The following is a 22554-nucleotide window of genomic DNA, read 5'->3' on the forward strand; positions in this document are numbered from 1 at the left end:
GCTCAGGCCCCCATGGACGGGCTGGTGTCGCGGCCCTGCTCACGTCCCTGGGTGTGAGCCAAAAAACGCGCCTTTACCTTCTCCATGAGCCGTTCGAGCGCACCGCCGATACTTTTGATGAGGCTTTGCCCCGCATCACGGCCGGGCACATCTTCCATATCCTTGGCCTTATTACCAACCCGCTCTTCAAGCTGTATGACGGACTCTGCCTGCGCTGCCCCCCGCTCAGCAGCCTCGCTCTGGAGTGAGCCAAGATTGCGCCGCATATCTTGCAAGGTGTTTGCCAGATCGTTGTAAGGCTTGCCGACACGCTCGTCGGACAGCCGCAATTTGGTGAACTCCTGCCACAGACCATGATGCTTGCCGCCCTCCCCCATGCTGGCCATCAGTTCTGCGGGTTCGAGCCCTTCCTGCCGAGCGGTGTCTTTCATTTTCTGGAAGAAAGGTGCCGCTGCCTGTTTGAGGTCCTGATAATGCTGATCAGCCATACGGATATTGCCGTCCACCGTGGCGACCAGACTGTTGATCCGCCGTTGGTCAGACGCGGCCCCCTGATTGGCAAGCCATGATTTGGCAAAATTACCCACCTTGGAGACGGCATGCCCCGCCAGACTGGCGGTAGCAGCCTGCGCCGGTTGGGTGGCAGGTTGTGCCTGAGCGGAGGCTTGTGTTTGCTGTTCTTGCCCCGCCTCAGGTTCCACCTCTTTAGTCTGTGTCTGCTTCTGGGTTTTCGTTTGCCCCGTCTGCCTGTTGGCCTGCTCCGCCTGTTTCGGCTGCTGCTGGGTTCCTTGCTGCTGCTCAGGAGGCCTGTTCTGGGCTTCTTGCTGGTTGTTCATGTCTCTGTTGCGGATATCTTCTTCCTGATCTTGCGACATCCCTGCCTGCACAGCCTCCTCCCCGGCAGTCTGGCTGGCCTCCTGTGCAGACTGCGTAGCCTGAGCCTCCGGCTCCCCTCTCGTCGCATCGACTGTTTCGTCGGCACGGGACGAAGGGGCACCGTCGCCATCATTAAACGGAATATTCATCTCCGCATGTCCGGCCGACTGATTGTCGTAGTCCATGTCCTGCCCGCTGGCAGGACGTCCCGGCTCAACAGCCTCCTGTCGCGTTTCAGCCGCCGCCTCATGAGCGGTCGCCTGCGTGGTGCTTTCGGCAACAACGCTGCCGGCAACCGGCGACACCGGTTCCGCAACGCTTTCCATACCGGGCGGTGTTAGCTGCGCGGCATGATCAGCGCTCATCCCGCGTGCGGCCAGTTCTTCGGCAGTCAGTTCATTGTCTCCCGCGACAACGAAGGACGGGGCCTCTTCGCGCTGCCCCAGATCCGCAACGCTGGGCTCGATCTGGGCAACGCTCTCTGAGGCAATTTCAGGTGCGCCAACGGATGCCGATGGCGCCACGGCTGGCGCAGCCTGAGGGGCAGGAACAGGAGAAGGCTGTGGTGCGGTGACGACACCGGCCTGAGCTGCTCTGGCCTCAAGAGCGTTCACCCCCGCAGAAATCAGAAAAGAGGTCTGCTGCTCCGCAGGCAAACCGCCCAGCTCCACGCTGGCATTACGAATATCCGCGACAAGCTGGCGATCGCCCATGGCAGCGGTCTGCTGGAGCATGGAAGCCATCTGCGGGTTACTCATACCGGGATACTGGCCCGCCATCGCATTCAGTCCCGCATGGAGAAGCGGCGACACCTGCACCACCTGTCCCGTACCGCTAAATTTCGGCCAGTCCTGCATGAGCCATGCAACATGGGTGGCGAATTTCGGATCGTTCTCCAAGGAGGGATCGGCTTCGAGTTGCTCCTGCAGGTCCTTGAGACGATCCGCCAGCCCGCGCTGGTCTTCCGACACGGATTGCTGCTGCTGCGCCATCGCCTGCAGCACGCCACTCATGGTTGAGGATGGGGTCGCCGTGGGCTGCACGGCCGAGAGTGTTTCGGACATGGTGTTTCCTTATGTATTTATGGATTGGGAACCGGCAGGGCGCCGGCAGAATGGCGACTGAGGGCCTCATCAGCCTCGATAGCGAGGCGTTTGGCCTCGGCCACGGCGGTCATTTCCTGTAGCTTGTAGGCGTTCCACAGCAGATAATTGCGCTGGGCGTCGAGCAGGGCGATCTGGATCAGAACGGACTTGTCAGACGACATGGCCTGCAGATCGGCCTGCCAGTCCGTACCGGAATACTTCCGGTTCACCTCCAGCTCGGTCTCCTCCCACGATGACCCCTTGTCGGTCACCGTAATCCCCTCACGCTGGGCTTCGGCTTTCTGGGCTGCTGTCAGCGTGACGGTCTCAGCGCGTTGGCTGAGCACATGATCGACAATCATGTGAGACAGGTGCATCGCCGCATTATAGGAGCGGCGGAACGGCATGAGCTGCTGCCCCTGTGTCGAGGTAATCGCGCTGCCGCGCTGGGCGGCAGGAGCAACCGGTTCAATCAGGGTCACGGCATAGGCATTGGCCCGGTCAATCGCTTCCTGACCGGAATAAACAGGCGGCGTGAACAGGCTGGTTGCAGCCTCATCAGCACCTTTCATGGTGTCGCTGGCTATGGTGCAGAGACCAGCGTCAGCCTCAGCATCGTCGCAGTATTTGCCAAAATGCGCGTTATTGTTCGCCTGAGCCCCCTGCCCGCCGCCAGCCCATGACGGGGTGCCTTTTTCAGCTCGGGTGCGTGCGCCCTTGGCGACATCGAGCGCCACAGCGACATCATTGGACTGCCGCGCGGCTATGACCTGCGCCTGTCCTCCTTCAAGGTTCAGACAGTCCTGACGATTGACCGCATGCAGGTCCTGTATTTCCGCGTGACGGACTTCTTTGGCGAGTAGGGCCTGCACCATGTTGTTGGCATCAGCAATCTGCTCCTGTGCGCCAACCTGCCCTTTGAGGTAATTGGTGATCTGGTTGATTCCCAGGCCCAGCTTGTCGTTCATAAGACCAAGAGTGCCGTTAATAACGCTCTTGGCGGTATTGGTAGCCGTGCTCAAGGCGGTCTGGGCTGTGGTGATCGCTGCCAGAATTGGCCCAATATCAATGCCAAATGCCTGCGCCGGTACCGGAGCCGTAAACTGGCCGACCATAAAGGCGATAGTCAGCATAAGGGCGGCCACCAGCCGTGAAGGACGACGAGACATATCAGTCGCCTCCCAACAGACCGAACGCTTTTGCGGCGTCGCTCAGCGTGTATCCGTTTGGTAATTGTAGCGCGCTACCAACATCCCAGTGGTTCGTGCCGGTTCCATTGGTTCCGGTACTTATCAGCGTGTCACCGCCGCCCCCGAAATTTACCGTTGGGCAAACTGTCCCAGAACCCAACCCCAGATCGAAGTTCGTATCCGGCCCGGTGAGCGTTAATCCACATTCTGAAGCGCCTTGCATGCTGCTCCATGCAGCGCTCACCTGAGAACAGATTTTGCCCGCTACTTTTCTGGCTATTGCAGCTGGATCAAGTCCGTCCGATACCAGATCCATCCCCGTCCCATTGTAAAAGCTGTCGAGACAGGTGAACTTGGTCACTGACTGCGGCATCTGGATCAGAGAGTCATCCGCCTTCATCTGAGCGGCTGCCCCGGTTGCTGCCGCCTGAACCAGCGCCTGACAACCTTCTGAGGCCGCTGAGGCGACACTGGTGGAAAGCATCAGACCAGCGAATGCGACAAGGGGCAGGCGTGGCGTAAGCCCCCTTTTCATGATGTCGCCTCCCCGGCTACCGCCGCAGGCGACACGACAGCAGCGGGAGGGGCATCCCCCGGAAAGGTAATGGGATCGAGAATACGTCTGGCATAGGCCGGAGTGAGCCATTGCGGCGTAGGCGAAGCCCTTGAGGCCTGGGATTGAGGTGCGGTCATGATCTGTCCTTGTGAGGTTTCACAAAGCCAGTATGGGCTCATCCGTTGTGACGGCGGACGAGTGACCGAGAAGGACTACAAAGTAAGGCCGCTTTTATGATATGAACGAAGGAGAGGAGACTGGATCATGCGCCCATCAGAAGTGCTAGCACTGCATCGTGACGCCGTTGTGCAACTGACGGCACGCTGGAATCTTACAAACCCTCGGGTGTTCGGCTCAGTTCTGAATTACCATGACAATGATCAAAGCGATCTGGATATTCTCGTTGATGCACCAAATGGTGCAACATTGTTGGCTTTAGGCGGCCTGCAAAACGATCTCGAAGAGCTCCTTGGAGTGCGCGTTGATTTATTGACGCCTACTGAACTGCCCCTCAGATTTCGTGACAAAGTTCTGGCTGAAGCCCGCCCAGTATGAGAGGTGCCTTTCGTTTTCAGGATTATTTGGTTCATATGCGCGATGCGCAAGCCGATGCGATCAGCTTCATAGGCACTATGTCGCGTGATGAATTTCTTCAGGATCGGCGAACCCAGCAGGCAGTTGTGATGAGTCTGATCATCATCGGTGAAGCGGCATCCAAAATTATCAATGCGTGGCCTGAAATCAAGGACACCCATCCAGACATTCCATGGGGTGCCATGCGTGGCATGCGCAATCGTATCGCGCACGGCTACTTTGCCGTCGATTATGGCATGGTTTGGGACACGGTGAGACATGCTCTTCCGAGCCTGGAGCAACAACTGAATTCGTTATTGGTAAAAATTCAAAAAACTTAGTTCCGGTAAATCCTAAGATCAAAAGGCACGTCGCCTAATAGAGAGATATTCCGCTCACTATTTCATAGATGCCTACACCTGCATTATTGATCGGGCGACCAATAAAAATAGAGGCATAATGCTGGCATTTTCAGGACGTGTCGTGCCTTTTGAGCTATGCGAGGGGTACATGGCAGAGCAGACAAAATATTAATCGAGGCAGAAAACGGGAATATATCAAAAAAATATGAAACCGTGCTTCCGGTCGGTGCCAGTACAAAACAGATAAAAAAAGGTGCCGAACGCGATTCCGTTATGATAACGAAGAACAGATATTCGATCCCGACATTGCTGGAGCCCACATAGTGCAGAGCCTGTTCCGGAGAATGACCCCTCCCACGCAACTGGCGTGGCCTTTTCCTACTGAAACGCAACCGGGCAGGGGTTCAGGCTTTCGCAAGCCTCCGACAACAACTCCCGCAGGCTGGTCTAGCGACGAAGAAATCTATCTCGCGCGCGCCTATCCCTCGATAACGGCAGCGCCTGTTATTTCAAAACTGATCGGGCGTACCCTTGGTGCCGTACGCCGCAAGGCTCAACGTCTTGGGCTCCGGCGACCGCTACGCGGTCGGGCGGCTAACGCCGCCTTTGCATTGAAGTCCCCCCCCCCCCCCCGCACAATCTGGGGATAACTTCAACTGTCTCTCACGCCTTTTCTGATTATTTTTCTTCTGTCCAGCGCACCGCATCCGGCCGTCTGATCTGGAACAGTACGGCGATCGATCTTCTCGCCGATTTGTGGAAACGCCTGTTTTCCGTCACCTGCATCGCCCAGATGCTTGGACTCAAGCGTAGCGCCGTCTCAGAAGCCGCACGACGTGCCGGGCTGCCTGATCGGGCGGGCCTCCCCCTCAACAACACAACCCCTCAGGGCAGCCCTCAGGACGCCCCTGTCAACGAGACAGTCGCCGGACAACTCATCCGCAAAATCTGCAAGATTACAGGCCGTCCATTTTTCGTGCGGCCCCGTGAGGCCCGAAAAATTCATTACAGTTTCCTCGGTAAACTGTTCCTCTCGCGCAGACGCGCGACACTAGACGGGATTGGGGAATTCGTACCCCACGCCCTCACCTATGATTGCATGGCCTGAACCATGCGTAACACTTACGACGCCGTAACAAGACGGCTCAATGACCCTGCTTTTGCCCGTCAGGTCATCCGCTACCTCTGTTTTGTTCTGATCGCCGCCCTCTGTGAGGGTTCCGTGGCATCAATCGCCCTGTTTTATGAGGTCACACACAGACCAAAACCCCAGCACATCTATCATGACCCGTTCGGCAAACCCCGTGAACTGATCGTCACCGATCAGCCCTATTTCACAGACTCTCAGGTCATGAACTGGGCGACAGACAAGGTCACGAACCTCTATACGTTCAATTATATGGATTATGGGAAACATCTCGACAGTTGCGCGGGTTTTTTCTCCGGTGAGGCATGGAACAGCTGGGCAGCCGCCTTTCAGGGGCCGGGCAACATTGAGTTCATCCGCACGAAACAGGTTCTGCTGACAGCCGCTATCAAGACTGCTGCCAGTATCGAAAGCTCCGGCCTGAACCGGCACGGTGATTACGAGTGGCATGTTGCCTTTCCGATGTATCTGAAATGGACCAATGCCGCCGGTGAAAAAACCGATGTTCTGGCAGTAAGAGTCATCATTCAGAGGACAAATGACCCACTCCATCCCGATGGTCTGATCATCACACAGCTGAACGCACCCAAGGCGACATCCTGATGCGCATAGACAGGCTTTCTCTCGTGCTCATGCTGGGCATGATCCTCTATGTGCCTGCACTAGGGCACGCACAGTCGCGTCAGAACGGTGGACCGGACGATCGGGATAAAGAGCATATCGACCCGCTCTATGCGGGCACCCTGCCCCCGCCGCCCTCTGTGCGACAGGATCTTTACAATCGCTATGACACCGGACAGAAGGCGCTCGATGCGGAAGATGACCCGCATATGCTCGCCAGTCCCGCCTCACGGTCGCTGAACGTGTCGTTCGAGCCGGGAGCGCAAATTCCCATCGTGCGCCTTGCACAGGGCTATCCAGCCGCCATCACCTTTCTGGACGCGACCGGCCAACCATGGCCGATTGCGTGGGATCTGACGACAAATAAAGCCTCAAGCTGTGACAATCAGGGGCAGGGAAACGATAAACAGCCTGTTCGCGCGGTTGGCATTAATGCCTGTGTGCCGCAGGCTGGATCCAATATCCTTCAGATCACGCCAGTGTCACGCTACCCGCGCGGTGGCCTGCTGGTCACCCTAAAGGACGCCCCCAAACCCATCAGCTTCATGATTGTCGCAGGCACAGGGGCGTATGACGCCGATCTGACCGTCAGGATTACCCGAAAGGGACCAAATGCCAAAGAGCAGGCCTCTGCCCTCGGAGCCGTTCCCGACACCTCGGATCCCGTCCTGAACAATCTACTCGATGGCATCCCCCCCATGGAAGCTGTGCCTCTGCTGGTCTCAGGCATCAGCGCCGATCGACTACGCGCATGGAAACTCAAAAACACGCTGTATATCCGCACGACATTCGAGTTGTCGTCACCAGCAGCCATAGCCCATGTCAGCGCTTTTGATGTGACTGCCTATGCCGCGCCGTTTTCCTCGCGGCTTCTCGTTTCAACAGGCGAGCGTCTTGTACCCGTCTCCGTGCAGGAGGACAGCCCATGAGCAACGAAAAACAGAACGGTGGCATGGAACGCTTGAAATCCTCGTTTGATGGCGTGCGCAGGCTGGGACCATGGGTTGTAGGGGGCCTCCTGTTGCTAGTGGGCGGCGGCTATTTTGCCTTTAGCGCGAAAAGCCACGCCCCTGAGTCTGCCCAGATCACGCATCCGGACATGGAAAGTCCGGCCGGTGGAGCCAATCACTCCAAAACCATGGATGATCTGGCGCGCAAAAGCGACGAGCAGGCCTCACAGGCCGCCCGTAAGGCGGGGAAGTCATACACCAGCGCGCTATCCGGGCAGGATTTACCTGACCCGCAGGGCGCCGCTGCAGAAATAGGCGATACCCCCGACGAAGCCCAGAAACCTCCACCGCCTCCCACGCCGCCAGCCGTCCATCATGCGCCCCCACCAGCACCACAGCCCACGCCTCCGGCGGCATCCTTTGCACCCCGCTCAGCCCGCCCACCCTCTGCTCATTTCAATACAGCGCCGGCTGAAAGGCCCGCAGAACCGGGGCAGATGTCCGAGCGGGCCCAGATGGAACTGATTGCCGCATGGTCCGGCGGGCCACGGGTCTCTCTGGAAATACCGGGGGCAGAACGCGATCGGGGCGGGGCGGGTAGTTCTGGCTTCCAGACAGCGGCGAGCGCACCTGCGACGTTCACACAGCCCCCAGCGGCAACAGGAGCGGCAGAGGGAGGCGCGTCAGAACCTGCAGCGCAGAATGCCAGTTCGTCCAAAGGCACCCTCCTGCTGCCTGCCGGGCGCGGCGTCTATGGCCACGCGGTCCTGACCGTGAACAGCGATCTCGGTAATGTCGTGCTGGCGCAGATCGATAGCGGCCCATTCAGAGGGGCTCGCATCAGCGGCACGTTTGAGGTGAAAAGTGAGCGACTGGTCATCAAGTTCGACAAACTGATGATCGGTGACGCTGATCCTATCCCCGTCTCGGGCTATGCCGTCTCGCCCAAAACGGCAGAAACAGGCGTCGCCTCAGAGGTCAGGGAACATCTGGCGACACGCATCATCCTACCCGCCGCCGCCGCGTTCGTGGAAGGACTGGGCAGCGCCATGATGAACTCAAATACGACAAACTACAGCAACGGTGCTGGCATGTCGTCATTCACGCATCTGGACCTCGCCCAGCAGATGGGTGCGGCCGCCGGAACCATGGGCCAGCAGCTCGGGCAGATCATCCAGAAGCAGACACCCCAGCAGGCCACCGTCATCCTCCATCAGAACGACGGCATCGGAATCCTCTTCGATGAGCCCGTCTATCGCTCCTGACAGCCGTCACAACCGAATGAGCGATACTGAAGAAACAACCTCAAGGAGCCACCATGGGAGCCCTCGCCATGACCACTGAACCCCAAACCGGGTCTGTCACGATGCTACGCCAGCCCGGGCCATCGCCCGCAGGGGCCGAAGCCCCAAAGAGCGCAACACCAGAGCCCGCTGAAGCGCCTGCCGCGACAGGCCCAACTGTTGCGGCGCAGGCTATGTCAGCCAGTGTCCCTGCCCCCGGGGGTTTCAAAACAATAGCCAGATCGAAAATCCTATGGGCTGGCGTCGGGTTTGTCGCCCTTGCGAGCATTGGTGCTACAGCAGTGCATGTCGCGTCATCCCCAAAGCCAGTCATGCACGCCGCACCACCCGCGCGGACGGCGGTTGTAAGCGGAGCCGATGCGAACAGCTCGGGAATTACCCCGCCTGATCTGGGTGCGCCTCCTGCCGCCGCAAAACAGGCGACAGCACCCGCAGTGAACGCCGCCAAGGGGGTATCAGCCAATACTGGCGCGACATCCGCCACGACAATCCCTGTGGCGGCACCATCAGCGCCCGCAGCACAGCGCGTGGACGCGGCCTCGGTACAGACTATACCCGAAGAGACCGAAACCCCGATGGAGCAGCCTGCGGGACGTTCCGCAACGGCAGGTGAAGATCAGCTTTTCATGGAGATGAGCCACAAGCTCACCGAAATGACGAACCGGATCGACACGCTCGAACAAAAGCTCGACGCCAGCCAGCACGCCCTGCATGACCAGATCGTTTCCGGGCTGGGTACTGTCGGCGGTCGCCTCGACGAACTCCGCCACCGCGAGGATACGCTGGAAGCCAGTCAGACGGCCCATGTAACGCCCGCCGCCGCTGCACCGGCAACGGCTCCCGCATCCTCAGCACCGGCGTCCGCAGCCAGCAGCACTCACAAGACGCCAGACGCAGCGCCCACGCATCACACCCATACCGATGCACAGCCTGTCGAGCGCCCGGCTCCCCGCCCCCATTACACCGTTCAGGCCGGTGCTCCTGACATCGCCATTCTGGAAGGCCCGCAGGGCCAGCCCGTGCGCGTGCAGCCCGGATCGATGCTCGACGGGTGGGGTGCTGTCACTGCGGTTACACAGTCCGGCAGCAGCTGGGTTGTCCACACCGAACACGGCACCATCCGTTAAGGCGCGCAAACCATGTTGCAGGATCTTCTGGATTTCGCAGGCTCAATCGGCAGCGCCTTTGCCATAGCACTCCCGACGCTGTGCTATATTAGCGGCTCCGCCTTTTTGCTGGGCAGCCTGTTTGGCCTCTACAGCCGGGGTAACGGCGCGACGGGTGCCGCCAGCAGCCTGCCCGTCTGCATCGCCCTGATCGCAGCAGGCGCCTCGCTCGTGTCCTTCCCTGAATTCCTCAACATGGGTAATGCCACGCTGGGTCTTTCCGCAACAGCCAGCGTCGGCGGCGTCAATTCGGCCGGACAGGTCACGTTTTCGTCCGACAGCCTCAAATCGGCGATCTCTCAGGGGCCAACCGCGACACTGACCGCAATCCTCCATGTCTTCCGATACTACTTCATGAGCTACGGCGCTTTCTGGGTCTACGTGTCCATCATCCGCCAGCTCAATTCCATGAAGGGTCGGAGCAATACGTCAACGACCACCAATCTGTGCATGGTCCTTGGCGGGTTTCTGCTGATGAACGCCGACACAATAGGACCGGCGCTCGCAAAGAAACTTCATCTTCTTTCCTCATAATTTCATCAAAGGAACATACACGTCATGAACATACGGATGAACAGCAACGTAGCCCTCGCCCTCGGCGCAACAGCACTTCTCGTACCCGCTCTGACGGGCGTCGGCCACGCACAGGCCATTGACGAAGTCATGCAAACCGCAACCGGCCACGCCAACACGGCATGGGGCTATCTGATCAACGCGGTCGGCTTTATCGGCGGCGGCGGTCTGCTCGTGGGCTCTCTTTTCAGCGCCTACAGGAAACACAACGGCATGGGAGGCAACAACACCGGCTACGGTAAAATCCTCGCCGCCGCGGTCGTTGGCACCTGTCTGCTGGCCCTGCCATTCTACGAACGGACAGCAAGCACAACGCTCTGGGGCGCCAAAGCAACGATCACGGGCGAACAGCAGACGATCAAATTCAATCAGTAATGCACGATCTGGTCGTCCATTTCCGCGCGCCCAAGGGGAGCCTGACCACCCGGTCGCTCCCCGCAGAGGCCCAGACCGCATGCGCCTGCTGCGGTCTGGCTGGCGCAACCCTCACCGTCAACGACACCCCGCTCTGCCTCGTCTGCGCGCCCGCTTATGCGGCAGACGACACGCAGATCGACCAGCATGCCGCCATCATCTGGCTCCCCCAGCTCGATCAGGGCAGCCTGTCGCGTCTGGTTCGCGCCGCCTGGTCCGCCCTGCTGGTGTGCGCCCCCGGCGAGCCTGCGCGTGAGCAGGCGTTAGCAATCCTCGACGATCTGTCCACACGTCGCGAAGCCGCTGCCGAGAAAATCGGCACCTATCACCCCTCGCGCCTACGCCTCGCAGTCTCCACCCTCGCCCCTCATCACATGCTCAAACGCAAGGACGCCGCCTCCGGCCTGCGTGTCCTGCCCGTCGCCGCATGGCGTGAGCAGAACAGCGAAGCGCTGAGCACGCTCCTGACCAACCGGAACCCCGCCCCATGAAACGCCTGTGGCAGAAAAAACCGAGCCCGACACCCGCATCACCTTCAGCGACACCGGACCCCACGCCCGAACAGGACAACCCTGTTCCGCTCAAGGGCGGATTCCGGCCGTTGGATATGCTGCTCCGGGGTCTGGGCGTTCTGTCACAGATGTCCAAACGGGATCTGTCGTCCTTCTGCGATCTGGCAACCTGCGACGAACACGGTCTCATTACCTTCAGTGGCGATTACGTCACCCTGCTGCGGGTCAAGGGGCTAAGGCAGATGGCCAGCCGCGCCGAGATCGAGGCCAAGGCCCGCGCCTTGCGACAGGCCATGGGCGGGCAGATGGATGGTGCGGGGCACGCCCTGCAGTTTTTCTATATGGCCGAACCGGATGCCTCAGCCTTCGTCAACCGCAATCTGAGTGACCGACGCAAAATTGCCGCCGCCCTGAACGCGCAGTTCGAGGACATTCTTTCCGAACGTGAGCGCGTTCTTATTCCCAAAATGCGTCATGAACGGACATGGCTGGCCCTGTGGAGCCGTCAGGGCTGTCTGTCCAAACAGGAACTCGCCACCAGCAAGGCCGCCCGCGCCGAGGCATCGAAATTCCTGCCCGATCTGGGCGATGGCCAGAACCCGCTGATGGGTTCAATGGAACTCGCGACCATCCACACGGCCTTCGTCAGCCATATCCGCCACGTTTTCGAGCATCAGGGTATCCTGATGGACGAACTCACACCCGATGATGCGCTACGCGCCATCCGTGAAGAAATCTACCCCGAGGTTCATGGCTCACGCTGGACACCTTCGACACCCAACAGACGCCCGCCCTCCATTATTCCCGACGAAGAGAGGCCCGCCAATGCCGCCGACGCCCTCTGGCCGCCCCTGCGCGAACAGATCTTCATGGATGACGCCTATAAGCCGGATTTTTCCACCGTGACACTGGGAACCCGGGACTGGCGCCCGGTTGATCTGGAAGTGATGTCCGAGACCCCCACGCCCTTTGTCGAACTGTCGTCCAGGCTCGCCGCCCACCGCATGCCCTGGCGCATGAACACGACCATTCAGGGAACAGGTCCGCTCTTTATGGGCTGGAAAAAAGAACTGGCGACCATCTTGCGCTTTGGTCCCAATCTTGCGGTTTATGAAGCCTTTATGGATCTCGACCGGCGACGTAAGGCCGGCGAGACCATCATTTCCGCCCGCACCTCCTTTGCCACCTGTGCAACAACCGGCGAGCGCGTCCAGCTGGCCCGGCGCGCCTCGACCCTCGAACAGGCCATAGGCGGCTGGGGTGGCGCCTCGGCCAGTCGTCTGGGTGGCGACCCACTGGCCGGTACCCTGTCCTCGGTCCCGGGAATCTCCTTGGCCTCAACCGCACCTGCGACAGCCGCCCCGCTCGATGAAACCCTGCTCACCATGCCGTGTTTCCGGATGGCGGCCCCGTGGACAGACGGCGCGGCCCTGCTGCGGGCCAATGACGGCACCATCGTGCCCTTCGATCCGACCGGCAGCGGCCGTGTCGCCACCCTCGATCTGTTTGTCGCACCATCTAGGCGCGGCAAGTCCATGCTGGCCAACTCCCTGCTACTGGCCACCGTGCTCAGCACCGCTTCCCTGACCGATGCCGGACCACGCCTGCCCCTGATCGGCAAGCTCGACATCGGGGACGCGGCAAGCGGTTTCATCGACATGGTGCGTAACGGATTGCGCGCCGAAGACGCCCATCAGGCCCTCTTCATCCCGTTCGATTTCAAAGACGACCATGCCTACAATATCTTCGACACCGAAGCCTGCTGTCGCCAGCCGCTGGAACATCACCGCGCGTTTCTGACGAATTTCCTCTCAACCGTGTGCATGGAACTGACGGGCAAGCCCTTCGAGGGCATGAACCAGATTATCGATGCCACCGTCACCGCCGCCTATGAGATGTGTTCGGATGAGGTCTATTCGACGACTATCAAAAAATACCGCGAGACCGACAACCAACTGATCGACGCAGCTCTCTTACGTCTGGGTTTCGAGCCCGAGGGGGATGAGACGACCTGGTGGGATATTGCAGACCTGTTCGCCGCCCGTGGCGACATGCGCATGGCGCGAATGGCGACACAGCATGCCGTGCCGGTGATTGGGGATCTGGTATCCGCCACGTACCTGCCATTCGTGCAAGACAATTACGGCTCAAATACACCAACATCAGGCGAGGAAACGGGTCTGGGTGTCTTCAGGCGCTATATTGGCGCATTCGTCGGCAAATATCCGACCCTGAACCGGCCCACCCGTCTGGATCTGGGCGATGCGCGTATTGTCGCCCTCGATATCGGCCGTGTCGCCCCCGAAGGGCTCGGCGAGAACGCCCGCCAGTCCGAACTGATGTATCTGCTCGGTTTTCAGATCATCGGACGCAACTTCTTCCTCTCCCCCGAAGAGGCCGACAAGGTACCCGCCCATGTGCGCGACATCCACCGCGCACGCTTCCGCGAGTTCCGCGAAAGCTACAAGCGCCTCGAATGCGACGAATTCCAGCGCGCGGCACAAGCACCCTTCGTGCGGCAGCTCTTCGAAGAGGCCGCGCGACGCGCTGCCAAGCTGGGGGTGCGTCTGGGCCTGACCAGCCAGAGGATTACCGACTTTGGTCCTTACCTCACCGCCCATTCGACCGCCCGCTTCATTCTGGGGACCGCCAATCCCGAAGAAGCCGATGAAGCCGCCGAGCTGCTCGGACTGAGTGCGGCCGGGCGACAGATTGTCCACACCGCCCTGCAGGGCCCGCGCCCGGATGGCAGCGGCGCACCGCTGCTGCTGCAGATCAAGGTGGGCGAAGACTGGTACGAAATGTTCCTGCTCAACACGCTCGGCCCCATCGAACTCTGGGCGCTGTCCACCAAACCTGAGGATGTCGCTCTGCGCCGTCGTGTCTACAGGGCACTCGGCTCCGTCGAAGCGCGCCGCCGCCTGTCGCGCGTATTCCCCAAAGGCACGGCCTCCGATGAGATCGAGCGTCGCACCAAAGCGCAGATGGACGAAACGAACTCCGTTGACGCCCAGGCCGCACTGGGTGGTGTCGTCAGTGGGCTGGCCGGTGAGATCTGCGACGCGGTCGGGCTCGGCGCGACACTGAGGGAGGCCGCCTGAGGCCTGAACAGCGTCACAACGGGTTGCGCGATAATGGCCTCATGAAGAAGACACACCTCCTTGTCGCGCTGGGTATCCTGAGTGGATGCGCGCACGACCATGACGCAGACACCGCTCCGGTACGCGTCAACACGCCGGGGATGCCGTCGGCCGAGCTTGCGCTGCAGCAGAGCATCGACCGCGTTCACGGCTTCATCACCAATATGCAGCAAAGGCTGGGCGACGACCCGGCCCTGCGCATCCGCCCGGGTGTCGCGCGCCCCGTCGCGGCTGTCGCTCCGCAGGTACCTCTGGCTGTCGCAGGAGCGACAGCACCTGGCGCCGCTCCTGCGACACAGGCCACGCCCACGCCTGTCGCACACAGTGCGACACCCATCACCGGCAAAGGCGGTGTGACATGGTTCGCCTTCGGTGATGGAACGCCCACCCTCACCTGCCATCACCCCGCGATCTGCATGATCCGCCTCGAAGCCGGAGAAACCGCCCTCGCCAGCCAGATCAGCCTGAGCGACACCGTGAACTGGCATACCGACCTCGTGCGCGGCACCAGCGGCATCCATGCCGGCTGGGCGCTGGCCATCGAACCCGGTCCGCAGGCGCGACAGGCCCAGCTCAGCCTGCCCACCAGCCGGCGCGTCTACAACATCGCGCTCAGTGCCGCCCTGCCGAGCATGACGACGGTCGCCTTCACCCACGCCCCCACCGATCCCCTGTCGCAACCGGCCTTTGCGGCCGCCAGCCCGCTTGCGGCCTATGACCGCTCAAACCCCGATTTCCGCTACACACTCAGCGGCGCGACACCGCCCTGGACACCGCTGCGCGTCTATCGGGATGCCGGCCACACCTTCATCGACTTCCCGCAGGGCCAGATCAACACACGCCCACGGCTTGTCGTTCTCGCCCCGCATGTCGCCCAGCCCAATGCCTACCATGTCGCCGGTGATTCCTATGTCGTCGATGCCGTCATCGACGACCTCCAGCTGATTGGTCCTGACGCCAGCCAGACAACTGTGCGCGCAACCTACGGAGCCCACCCATGATCCCCAGAACGACGGGTGCGGCGCTGCTGTGCCTCACCGCCCTGAGTGCCTGTGCGACACTGCCTGCCGAAGACAGTTCCCACATCACAGGTCTGAACGCCGCCGATGCACAGGCCCTGAGTATCCAGGCCAGTGACATCCTCACCGCCAGCATGGATCCGCGCCAGACGACACTGCGTGTCCTGCGCTTCAATCCCGATGAGGTTGGCGCACAGCAGGCCCTCGACACGGCGCTGCGCGCACGCGGTTTCGCCCTCACGCCGGACGGCATGGCTTATCCGGGTGCGCTTTCCGTACGTCTGGATCTGCTGGCGACAGACCAGCGCCTGCTCATGACCCTGCACGCAGGCGACGGGGAGATGACCTGCTCCTATGTCCACGACACGGACGGACAACTCGTCCGCAAGGCGGGCTGCACCCTGCTCGAAGGCACGACCGTGACCCTGCATGCTCCCCAGATCCAGACACTCGCCAGTATGTCGCCGGAGCGCCCGCCTGCGCCCACCCACCCGCCAGTCGCCCGCGACGGTAGGGTCTCATCGTCCACACCGCAGGCGGCCGCAGGCGATGACGTGCCCACAGCGCCTCTGCCCGACGCAAACCGCCAATGGGTGCTCAGCAGAGGTGAGCCCATCCGCGAGCAGGTCATCGCCTGGGGCGCTCAGGTCGGATGGGCCGTGCAATGGCCCGCCACCATCAACTGGACCATTCCCGCGACGGCCGTCTTCACAGGCGATTTCGCGGATAGGGAACACGGACCGATCGAACAGATCGTCGATGCCCTCGCCGAGCAGGGCCACGCCATCAAGGTCAAATTCCACACCCCCAACCAGACCCTCGTGGTCACCCCCGGAGACGTCCGATAATGCGCCTGCGCGCCCTCTCCCTGTCAACGACCGTGCTGCTCGCCCTGAGCGGTTGCACGGAATTCAACGACGCCCGCCATCAGGAAAAAGCCTATGATGAGCGGGCTCAAACCACCCACATCCCTGCGCGCGAACTGATTTCCACCAGTGACAAACCCTACCTGATTGGCGAGCCCGTCAAGCCCACAGCCGTCATTCCACCTCTGCTGCGCGAAGCCATCACCATCTCATGGTCGCGCCCACTGTCGCTCCGCGAGGCAGCAACCCAGCTGAGTATTAGAACCGGCATTCCCATCCGGGTGCGGGCCGATGCCGACGAAACGGCGATCGCGGCCGATACCGTCCAGCAGGCGGGCCTGAGTGGCATGACCGCACCAGCCTTCAACGGCACCTCGTTGCCAGCCCCACCAGCCGTCCAGTCTGGTGTCCTGCCACAGGTTCCGAAGACCGTCCGCCGAACCTCCACCGCCCCGACCTATGCCGGTCGCGGTCCCTGGCTGGAATACACCGGCACCCGCCACGGCCTGTTCGCCACACTCGCGACCCGCTTTGGCGTCAGTGAGCGCTTCACGGACGGGACAGAAGAGTTCTTCCGCAACATCACCAAGACCTACGTGATCCCGGCGTTTGAGGAAAAAACTACCGACAGCGCGATGATCACAACGGTCGCAGGGGGCGGAGGCGGCAGCAACACGGGTTCTGGCATGGGGAACATGGGTGGCGGCATGTCGGCGGGCATGTCCGGCGGCATGGGCTCAAGTGGCGGCTCCGGTGGCAATCAGGGGCAGGGCATGACAGGAGCCTCCGTGCAGAGCACGACGGATCGTCTCGCGCACCTGCAGGAAGCAGCACTTCAGGCGGGCAATGGCGCCGATGTGTTGATGGATGCCGGTCTCGGTACGCTGACCGCCACCGGCACGCCCGAGCAGATAGCCGGATTGGATGAGTGGTACGATGGCATGAAAGCCATTCTGACCAAGCAGGTCGCCATTACCCTGCGCGTGTGGGCATTGAAATTCGATCGCGAAAGCAATTACGGCGTCAGCCCGCAGGTCGCCGCAAAACAGTTCTCCAAGTATTTCGTCGCCAGCGCCACCCCGGCCGCCATTCCGCTGATCCAGTCGCAAAGCACCCCGTTCAGCTTTGGCGCACAGATCGTCAAGGGCAAGATGAATGGCACGGATCTGTCCGTGCAGGCCCTGCAGTCTCTCAACAACGCAACGGAACTCGACGAGCGCGGAATTGTCACCACCAACGGGGTTCCAGCACCCTTCCAGCACGGCACGACAACCGCTTACGTCCAGTACGCCTCGTCGTATCTGGCTACCAACGCCGGATCGTCCTCGTCCCAGTCGCCGGGCTACATCATGGCTGGCTTTGAAGGTCTGGTCACACCGCGCATCAGCGACGACCAGATCGTCCTCAATCTGCATTTCCAGATCCAGACCCTGCTGTCGCTCGCTCTGGCAAGCGGCACCAGCGGCATGCAGCTCCCCACAACCTCCAGCACCATTCAGGCCAGCAATATCGTCCTGAAAAACGGCGAGATGCTCGTGCTGTCCGGCTACTCGGGCGACAGCACCAAACGGCAGATGAACGGCGTCGGTTCACCTTACAACTGGCTCTTTGGCGGTGGCGGCGATGCCGACAACGTCAAGAACCGCATCCTCATCACCGTGGAGGCGCATACCCTATGAGACAGATCCTCCCCGTCCTCGTCTGCGCTCTGGCGACACCCGTTCTCATGGCGATACCGGCTCGCGCGGCTGACTGCTCCGCCGCCATGATCGCCCCGGCCCCCGGACAGACGTTGCCCGTCACCGCACTGGACGCGAACAACGCCTGCGTCACGTACCTGCAGCAACGATCCACCGCCGCCGATCTGAGTGCAAAAATCGCCGATGCCGAACGCAAGGCCAAAGGAGAGAAGCTGGGCGACAGGCAGGCCAGCGCCCCCAGACCGCCCCCATCAATACCTGCGGAACCAACACCCGCTCCGGTGCTGCCGCAGACGGACTCCCTCTATGTCGATCAGCATGGAGCCAGTGCGACACTGGCTTTCGCGGACGGCAGCACCGCCGAGGTGACGACCGGCACCGCCCTGCCGGACGGCCTGAAAGTCACGGCCATCACCCGGACAGGTGTGTTCGTCCGCAATGCCGATGGTCAGACCATACGCCTCAATGACGCGACAGCCGGTTTTCCCGTACAGCCCGCACGCACGCCCACACCCGCACATCAGCCCCAGATGACCCCATCGCCATTCGGCGCTCTGCCGGGGATGCCCTGAGCATGACCAGAATTCTTTCACTCAACGGGCTCATATGGTGCGCGGGCATGGTCTGGCGCGATTATGGCAAACGCCCGTCCGCTGCCCGCCTGCGTTCCGACGGCCGCCGTGAACACGCCACTCATTACGCCCGCTATCCGGGCCACCCGCAAAGTGCCGCCTTCCTCACGATAAGCCGCGCTCACGCAAAAAGCGGGATCAACTGCCTCGCCATCGCGACAGCGACCTGTCTGGGGCCACTCGCCTATGCCGAATTCGACATGGGCGGGGGTGACCTATGGGTCATCGCAACGGACGAAGACGGCGAACTCCTGCCCGGCTCTGACCAGTTCTACGACAACGACACGCTCGCCAATCTGCGCGACACGCTGGGCGGCCAGCCCTTCACCAGGCGCCAGACGATCGCGGAGGCAGACCTTCAGGACTGGTTCAGGCAGCTCAGCCCTACTCCCGTCGCGCTGAACCCGGTGTCACTACACGCGCGCTATGCGCTGATCGCAGCCGCCGCCGCACTCACACTCGTCGGCGCACTCGGCTGGGAATTGTACAGCGCGCACGAAGCCGAACGCCTCGCGCGTGAGGCCCGCGAAGCCAGCGAGGCCGCCCTGCGCAACAGGACGCCGCCGGTCCCACCCAGCGGCCCGTCGGAAATCGTCGCGGCCTGCATGCAGGCCATCAACCAGCTTGGTCCCCTGTCACATGGCTGGGCACTCGCCAGTCTGCAATGCGAGCAGGACGGGCTCAGCACACGCTGGACACGGGTGGGCGGCTCCCTTCTGGACGCACCAGCGGGACAGCTGGCCGACAATGGCGACAGTATGGATCTCTCCATCGCGATCCATCCCCAGGCCGGCCGCGCCGGCGCACTCCGTGAAGGCGATCCGATACGGCTGTTTGCCGGCATGCTGCAGCGCGCAGGCATCACACCCTCTATCGGTGACGGCAAGGCGGGCATCAGTGACGTCCGGCTGATCGCCGTACGCTTCCCCTGGCACGCCGACCCTCGGGCCATTGACTGGAACAGTTTCCCCCGTCTCGCACAGGTCACCCTGCGCCGCACCGTGCTGACCCGCGACCTCCAGACCTCAAACGACGGCTACGACATCACCGCTGTCTTCGCCGCGACAGGAGCCACTCCATGAGTTTCATGAGCAAAATATCCCGCCTGATCCCGTGGCGCATGACGGGCGCCGAAGACCGTACGGTGGACGGCATCAGCGCGCCCGCAGATCTGCAGGGGCAGTTCCACCTCGATGAAATCCATCAGGTGCTCTACGTGAGCGACGCGCTGAAAATGCGCCGCGACGTCCTTCAATGGATCGACGATCTCCGCCGCGCCCGCTTCGGTCACCTCAAAACCGACTGGGTAGCCCTCAGCACGGTCGCCGCCAAGCTGGTTCAGGCCCAGCATGAAGGCACGCTGCAGGGCGCTGGGGCGGGACTGGACATGCGCTCGCGCGCCAGGACGTTGCTCAAGCTGGGCTGTGACCTCGGAGCAAGTGACATCGACATCCGTCGCCTCGCAGGCCACGCCGTCATTGAAGTCCACATCGACGGCACCATCCTCGAATACGACGAAATCACCACCGATTACGCCGACAAACTCATCAACGCTCTCGTCATGCTGTCCAAACAGCAATACCGCCCCAAACAGTCACAGGACGGCTCCATCGCCGGGCGGGATCTGGTGGGCACCGGGCTGAATAACGTGCGTCTCGCGCGTACGCCCATCGCCCCCATCGACGCTGATGCGCAATGGCTCAACATGCGTCTGCAGGCCGGTGTCCAGAAAGTCCCCGCAGTCGACGCCCTCAAGGGCCTCAAGCGTGTAAAATCCCCGTCTGGTAGCCTCAATCTCGTCAGTTCCGGCTGGACCGAAATGCAGGCCGAACTGCTGCAGACCTTTGTCCTCAATGCCACAGGCACCATCATTTTTACCGGACCACCCGGCTCGGGCAAAACCCATGTCATGCACCAGCTGAGCGAGCATATCGCCCGCACACGCCCCGGCCAGCGGCAGGCGTTCATTGAACAGCCGGTCGAGACCATCCTGCCTCACGCTCCCCAGCTCAACATTCTCGACACGCTCACCGCCAAGGCAGCGGGCGAAGCCTATGCGCACCGGACCCGTCTTGTCCTGCGAATGGCCGTCAACATTCTGGGACTGGGCGAGATCCGTGATCCGCTTGTCGCCACCACATGGCTCTCGGCCGCCGAGACCGGCATGCTGATGATGAGCACCATGCACACCGCCCATCCGTTCCTGGCCATCCCGCGCCTGCGTGACATGGACCCGGAGAGGCTGGCGCTCCCCATCATCTGTGATCCCGCCATCATCTGCGGTCTGGTCGGTCAACGCTTCATCCCGATCCTGTGCGATCACTGCGCCCTGCCATGGGATCAGGAAGATCCCCGTCTGACGAAAACGATGCGCGACGCCATCCTCACCTGGGCGCGTCCGGACTGGAACCCGTCAGCCATCCGCAGGCTCGGCCCCGGCTGCCCTCACTGCGCCTGGAAAGGTACGGCCCGCCGTCAGGTTGTCGCCGAGGTCGTGGACCCCGATGAAACACTGATGGCGGACTTCATCGAATACGGCCCGACCCTAGCGCGACACCGCTATCATGCGCGTTCCAACGCCGACACCACCATGCTGGAAAAAGGCATGGAACTGGTCTTCCAGGGGCGCATGGATCCCTTCGACGTCCCCCTGAAAATCGAACGGATCAGACCATGGGACTTCCTCCAGCGTGAACGCGAGCGTGCGCTCAAGGGGCTGCGCGACACCCCACTCATGGGAATGGAGCCCTGACATGGCCATCGAAATCCTTTTTGACGATGCCCCCGGTGAAGACAGTGAAGGTCGACTGGGCCTCTGGCTCGACCAGCGGATCGGCTTCTCTCTTGGCCGAAGGCTGGCCCTGTACCAGAACCTCGCCAGAAAGCTGCGCCAGAACGAAATGATCAACCGCGTCCTGCTGCGCCGGGCGGAACAGGCCGGAAAATTCGGCAACCGCTGGGAAGCCCGCATGCTCAGGCGGATTGAACGCCTCCTCACCGATGAAGGCGCGTCGTTCGCCTACACGCTGCAGCCCTTCGTGCCAGATGATGAGTTCACCATGCTGCTCTCGGGGGAACAGGCGGATGACCTGCCCTCGGCCCTCGACATGATCTGCGACACCCGCACCCGTGTCGCAGGCCTCGCCAGAGAGTTCCGGACTGCCTGGGTGGAACCCCTTCTATACGTCATCATGGCCGTTGCGGCCCTCGCCATTACGGCGCGTTTCGCACTCCCAAAAATCGAGCAGGGCTTAAGAGAGAGCGGCACGTCAAGCGCTGCCCTGTCGCTCATGCTCAGCCTGAGCCAGATCGGCACGGTTCCGGCGACCATTGCCTCATTTGCGGGATTGGCTGGCATTTTTCTGGCCATCCGCTGGAGCCTTCCACGCATGACCGGACGGCTGCGCGTCTGGCTGGAATATATCCCGCCATGGTCGATCTATCGCGACATGCACGGTTACCTGTGGATCTGCAGCTTCCTCGCACAGTGCAAGATCGGCATCGCCGATGTCGATGCTCTGGAAAACCAGGCGCAGGACAGTCGTTCTCCGTGGCTCCGTAGCCGCCTGAACACCGTACAGGCGCTCATGGTCAACGAAGGCGTCACCCTGCCGCGCGCGATGGAACTGTCGGGCCTGAATTTTCCAAGTCCCGAGATCATCCGCGAAATCGACGACATCTGGGGCGACGAGGGCGACTACGACACCCTGCTCACCCAGAGCAGACTCTGGGTTGACCGGATCGAAGACCGGACGCGCACGCAGATCAAGGTCATGCGCGGCGTCACAACCATTAGCGCCATACTCCTCGTCGGACTGATCATGCTGCTCGAAATCCAGATCGGGCAGGACTCACTCCCACATTGAAT

General features: G+C 61.5%; 23 protein-coding genes. 19 read left to right on the forward strand and 4 right to left on the reverse strand.

Annotation, left to right across the window (positions count from 1 at the left end; genetic code table 11):
- Positions 1 to 2 precede the first annotated feature (2 nt).
- From J2D75_RS11150 to J2D75_RS11165, 4 genes are read right to left on the reverse strand one after another with little or no spacing between them, the layout of a single operon-like run.
- A complete protein-coding gene (locus J2D75_RS11150) occupies positions 3 to 1940 on the reverse strand; it encodes a hypothetical protein (RefSeq protein ID WP_207854903.1) in 1938 nt (645 codons plus the stop codon).
- A 17-nt stretch (positions 1941 to 1957) separates the two neighbouring features.
- A complete protein-coding gene (locus tag J2D75_RS11155) occupies positions 1958 to 3130 on the reverse strand; it encodes a hypothetical protein (RefSeq protein WP_207854904.1) in 1173 nt (390 codons plus the stop codon).
- A gap of 1 nt (position 3131) precedes the next feature.
- Positions 3132 to 3686 (reverse strand): hypothetical protein, encoded by a 555-nt coding sequence (locus tag J2D75_RS11160; RefSeq protein ID WP_207854905.1) that lies wholly within the window; start codon positions 3684 to 3686, stop codon positions 3132 to 3134.
- On the reverse strand, positions 3683 to 3844 hold the full coding sequence (locus J2D75_RS11165) for a hypothetical protein (RefSeq protein ID WP_207854906.1): 162 nt from the start codon (positions 3842 to 3844) through the stop codon (positions 3683 to 3685). The genes J2D75_RS11160 and J2D75_RS11165 overlap by 4 nt, the downstream gene beginning before the upstream one ends.
- A 127-nt stretch (positions 3845 to 3971) precedes the next feature.
- On the opposite strand from J2D75_RS11165, the gene J2D75_RS11170 reads away from it, so the two are divergent.
- The 19 genes from J2D75_RS11170 to J2D75_RS11260 all read left to right on the forward strand — a co-directional run bounded on the left by J2D75_RS11170 (position 3972) and on the right by J2D75_RS11260 (position 22552).
- Complete coding sequence (locus J2D75_RS11170; protein WP_207854907.1) at positions 3972 to 4262, forward strand: nucleotidyltransferase family protein; 291 nt, start codon at positions 3972 to 3974, stop codon at positions 4260 to 4262.
- A gap of 35 nt (positions 4263 to 4297) precedes the next feature.
- The gene (locus J2D75_RS11175) at positions 4298 to 4621 is read left to right on the forward strand and encodes a HepT-like ribonuclease domain-containing protein (RefSeq protein ID WP_207854908.1); all 324 of its coding nucleotides are present in this window, start codon (positions 4298 to 4300) and stop codon (positions 4619 to 4621) included.
- A gap of 365 nt (positions 4622 to 4986) precedes the next feature.
- A complete protein-coding gene (locus J2D75_RS11180) occupies positions 4987 to 5292 on the forward strand; it encodes a hypothetical protein (RefSeq protein WP_207854909.1) in 306 nt (101 codons plus the stop codon).
- Between the two features lie 143 nt (positions 5293 to 5435).
- Positions 5436 to 5750: a hypothetical protein gene (locus J2D75_RS11185; RefSeq protein ID WP_207854910.1), complete on the forward strand. Its 315-nt coding sequence runs from the start codon at positions 5436 to 5438 to the stop codon at positions 5748 to 5750.
- A gap of 3 nt (positions 5751 to 5753) precedes the next feature.
- Positions 5754 to 6392: a DotI/IcmL/TraM family protein gene (locus tag J2D75_RS11190; RefSeq protein ID WP_207854911.1), complete on the forward strand. Its 639-nt coding sequence runs from the start codon at positions 5754 to 5756 to the stop codon at positions 6390 to 6392.
- Positions 6392 to 7339, forward strand: a complete 948-nt coding sequence (locus J2D75_RS11195) for a DotH/IcmK family type IV secretion protein (RefSeq protein ID WP_207854912.1) — start codon at positions 6392 to 6394, stop codon at positions 7337 to 7339. The genes J2D75_RS11190 and J2D75_RS11195 overlap by 1 nt, the downstream gene beginning before the upstream one ends.
- Entirely contained in the window at positions 7336 to 8625 is a 1290-nt protein-coding gene (locus tag J2D75_RS14465) for a hypothetical protein (RefSeq protein WP_243428709.1), read from the forward strand. Before J2D75_RS11195 ends, J2D75_RS14465 begins: the two co-directional genes overlap by 4 nt.
- Positions 8626 to 8678: 53 nt before the next feature.
- Complete coding sequence (locus tag J2D75_RS11205; RefSeq protein WP_207854913.1) at positions 8679 to 9791, forward strand: hypothetical protein; 1113 nt, start codon at positions 8679 to 8681, stop codon at positions 9789 to 9791.
- Positions 9792 to 9803: 12 nt separating this feature from the next.
- Entirely contained in the window at positions 9804 to 10364 is a 561-nt protein-coding gene (locus tag J2D75_RS14470) for a hypothetical protein (protein WP_243428710.1), read from the forward strand.
- A gap of 24 nt (positions 10365 to 10388) precedes the next feature.
- Complete coding sequence (locus J2D75_RS11215; protein ID WP_207854914.1) at positions 10389 to 10778, forward strand: hypothetical protein; 390 nt, start codon at positions 10389 to 10391, stop codon at positions 10776 to 10778.
- Positions 10778 to 11308: a hypothetical protein gene (locus J2D75_RS11220; RefSeq protein WP_207854915.1), complete on the forward strand. Its 531-nt coding sequence runs from the start codon at positions 10778 to 10780 to the stop codon at positions 11306 to 11308. Before J2D75_RS11215 ends, J2D75_RS11220 begins: the two co-directional genes overlap by 1 nt.
- Positions 11305 to 14430, forward strand: a complete 3126-nt coding sequence (locus tag J2D75_RS11225; protein ID WP_207854916.1) for a type IV secretion protein DotO — start codon at positions 11305 to 11307, stop codon at positions 14428 to 14430. Before J2D75_RS11220 ends, J2D75_RS11225 begins: the two co-directional genes overlap by 4 nt.
- Positions 14431 to 14633: 203 nt before the next feature.
- A complete protein-coding gene (locus J2D75_RS11230) occupies positions 14634 to 15470 on the forward strand; it encodes a TrbG/VirB9 family P-type conjugative transfer protein (protein WP_207854917.1) in 837 nt (278 codons plus the stop codon).
- Positions 15467 to 16336, forward strand: coding sequence for a TcpQ domain-containing protein (locus tag J2D75_RS11235; protein WP_207854918.1), 870 nt, complete (start codon positions 15467 to 15469; stop codon positions 16334 to 16336). Before J2D75_RS11230 ends, J2D75_RS11235 begins: the two co-directional genes overlap by 4 nt.
- Positions 16336 to 18033, forward strand: a complete 1698-nt coding sequence (locus J2D75_RS11240; RefSeq protein WP_207854919.1) for a pilus assembly protein PilN — start codon at positions 16336 to 16338, stop codon at positions 18031 to 18033. The genes J2D75_RS11235 and J2D75_RS11240 overlap by 1 nt, the downstream gene beginning before the upstream one ends.
- Positions 18030 to 18626, forward strand: coding sequence for a type IV pilus biogenesis protein PilP (gene pilP, locus J2D75_RS11245; protein WP_207854920.1), 597 nt, complete (start codon positions 18030 to 18032; stop codon positions 18624 to 18626). The genes J2D75_RS11240 and pilP overlap by 4 nt, the downstream gene beginning before the upstream one ends.
- A 2-nt stretch (positions 18627 to 18628) precedes the next feature.
- Entirely contained in the window at positions 18629 to 19768 is a 1140-nt protein-coding gene (gene pilO2, locus J2D75_RS11250; protein WP_207854921.1) for a type 4b pilus protein PilO2, read from the forward strand.
- A complete protein-coding gene (locus tag J2D75_RS11255) occupies positions 19765 to 21438 on the forward strand; it encodes an ATPase, T2SS/T4P/T4SS family (RefSeq protein WP_207854922.1) in 1674 nt (557 codons plus the stop codon). Before pilO2 ends, J2D75_RS11255 begins: the two co-directional genes overlap by 4 nt.
- A gap of 1 nt (position 21439) precedes the next feature.
- Entirely contained in the window at positions 21440 to 22552 is a 1113-nt protein-coding gene (locus J2D75_RS11260) for a type II secretion system F family protein (protein WP_207854923.1), read from the forward strand.
- Positions 22553 to 22554: the final 2 nt, after the last annotated feature.

This window comes from Acetobacter suratthaniensis, from assembly GCF_017377745.1.
GTDB lineage: Bacteria > Pseudomonadota > Alphaproteobacteria > Acetobacterales > Acetobacteraceae > Acetobacter > Acetobacter suratthaniensis.

Bases quoted from the DNA above. Each gene is read 5' to 3' on its own strand.
- J2D75_RS11170 (WP_207854907.1), top strand. From the start codon at position 3,972: ATGCGCCCATCAGAAGTGCTAGCACTGCATCGTGACGCCGTTGTGCAA.
- J2D75_RS11160 (WP_207854905.1), bottom strand. From the start codon at position 3,686: ATGAAAAGGGGGCTTACGCCACGCCTGCCCCTTGTCGCATTCGCTGGT.
- J2D75_RS11240 (WP_207854919.1), top strand. From the start codon at position 16,336: ATGCGCCTGCGCGCCCTCTCCCTGTCAACGACCGTGCTGCTCGCCCTG.
- J2D75_RS11165 (WP_207854906.1), bottom strand. From the start codon at position 3,844: ATGACCGCACCTCAATCCCAGGCCTCAAGGGCTTCGCCTACGCCGCAA.
- J2D75_RS11205 (WP_207854913.1), top strand. From the start codon at position 8,679: ATGGGAGCCCTCGCCATGACCACTGAACCCCAAACCGGGTCTGTCACG.
- J2D75_RS11220 (WP_207854915.1), top strand. From the start codon at position 10,778: ATGCACGATCTGGTCGTCCATTTCCGCGCGCCCAAGGGGAGCCTGACC.
- J2D75_RS11150 (WP_207854903.1), bottom strand. From the start codon at position 1,940: ATGTCCGAAACACTCTCGGCCGTGCAGCCCACGGCGACCCCATCCTCA.
- pilO2 (WP_207854921.1), top strand. From the start codon at position 18,629: ATGACCAGAATTCTTTCACTCAACGGGCTCATATGGTGCGCGGGCATG.
- J2D75_RS14470 (WP_243428710.1), top strand. From the start codon at position 9,804: ATGTTGCAGGATCTTCTGGATTTCGCAGGCTCAATCGGCAGCGCCTTT.
- J2D75_RS11255 (WP_207854922.1), top strand. From the start codon at position 19,765: ATGAGTTTCATGAGCAAAATATCCCGCCTGATCCCGTGGCGCATGACG.
- J2D75_RS11175 (WP_207854908.1), top strand. From the start codon at position 4,298: ATGCGCGATGCGCAAGCCGATGCGATCAGCTTCATAGGCACTATGTCG.
- J2D75_RS11185 (WP_207854910.1), top strand. From the start codon at position 5,436: ATGCTTGGACTCAAGCGTAGCGCCGTCTCAGAAGCCGCACGACGTGCC.
- J2D75_RS11260 (WP_207854923.1), top strand. From the start codon at position 21,440: ATGGCCATCGAAATCCTTTTTGACGATGCCCCCGGTGAAGACAGTGAA.
- J2D75_RS11225 (WP_207854916.1), top strand. From the start codon at position 11,305: ATGAAACGCCTGTGGCAGAAAAAACCGAGCCCGACACCCGCATCACCT.
- J2D75_RS11155 (WP_207854904.1), bottom strand. From the start codon at position 3,130: ATGTCTCGTCGTCCTTCACGGCTGGTGGCCGCCCTTATGCTGACTATC.
- J2D75_RS14465 (WP_243428709.1), top strand. From the start codon at position 7,336: ATGAGCAACGAAAAACAGAACGGTGGCATGGAACGCTTGAAATCCTCG.
- J2D75_RS11190 (WP_207854911.1), top strand. From the start codon at position 5,754: ATGCGTAACACTTACGACGCCGTAACAAGACGGCTCAATGACCCTGCT.
- J2D75_RS11230 (WP_207854917.1), top strand. From the start codon at position 14,634: ATGCAGCAAAGGCTGGGCGACGACCCGGCCCTGCGCATCCGCCCGGGT.
- J2D75_RS11195 (WP_207854912.1), top strand. From the start codon at position 6,392: ATGCGCATAGACAGGCTTTCTCTCGTGCTCATGCTGGGCATGATCCTC.
- J2D75_RS11215 (WP_207854914.1), top strand. From the start codon at position 10,389: ATGAACATACGGATGAACAGCAACGTAGCCCTCGCCCTCGGCGCAACA.
- J2D75_RS11235 (WP_207854918.1), top strand. From the start codon at position 15,467: ATGATCCCCAGAACGACGGGTGCGGCGCTGCTGTGCCTCACCGCCCTG.
- pilP (WP_207854920.1), top strand. From the start codon at position 18,030: ATGAGACAGATCCTCCCCGTCCTCGTCTGCGCTCTGGCGACACCCGTT.
- J2D75_RS11180 (WP_207854909.1), top strand. From the start codon at position 4,987: ATGACCCCTCCCACGCAACTGGCGTGGCCTTTTCCTACTGAAACGCAA.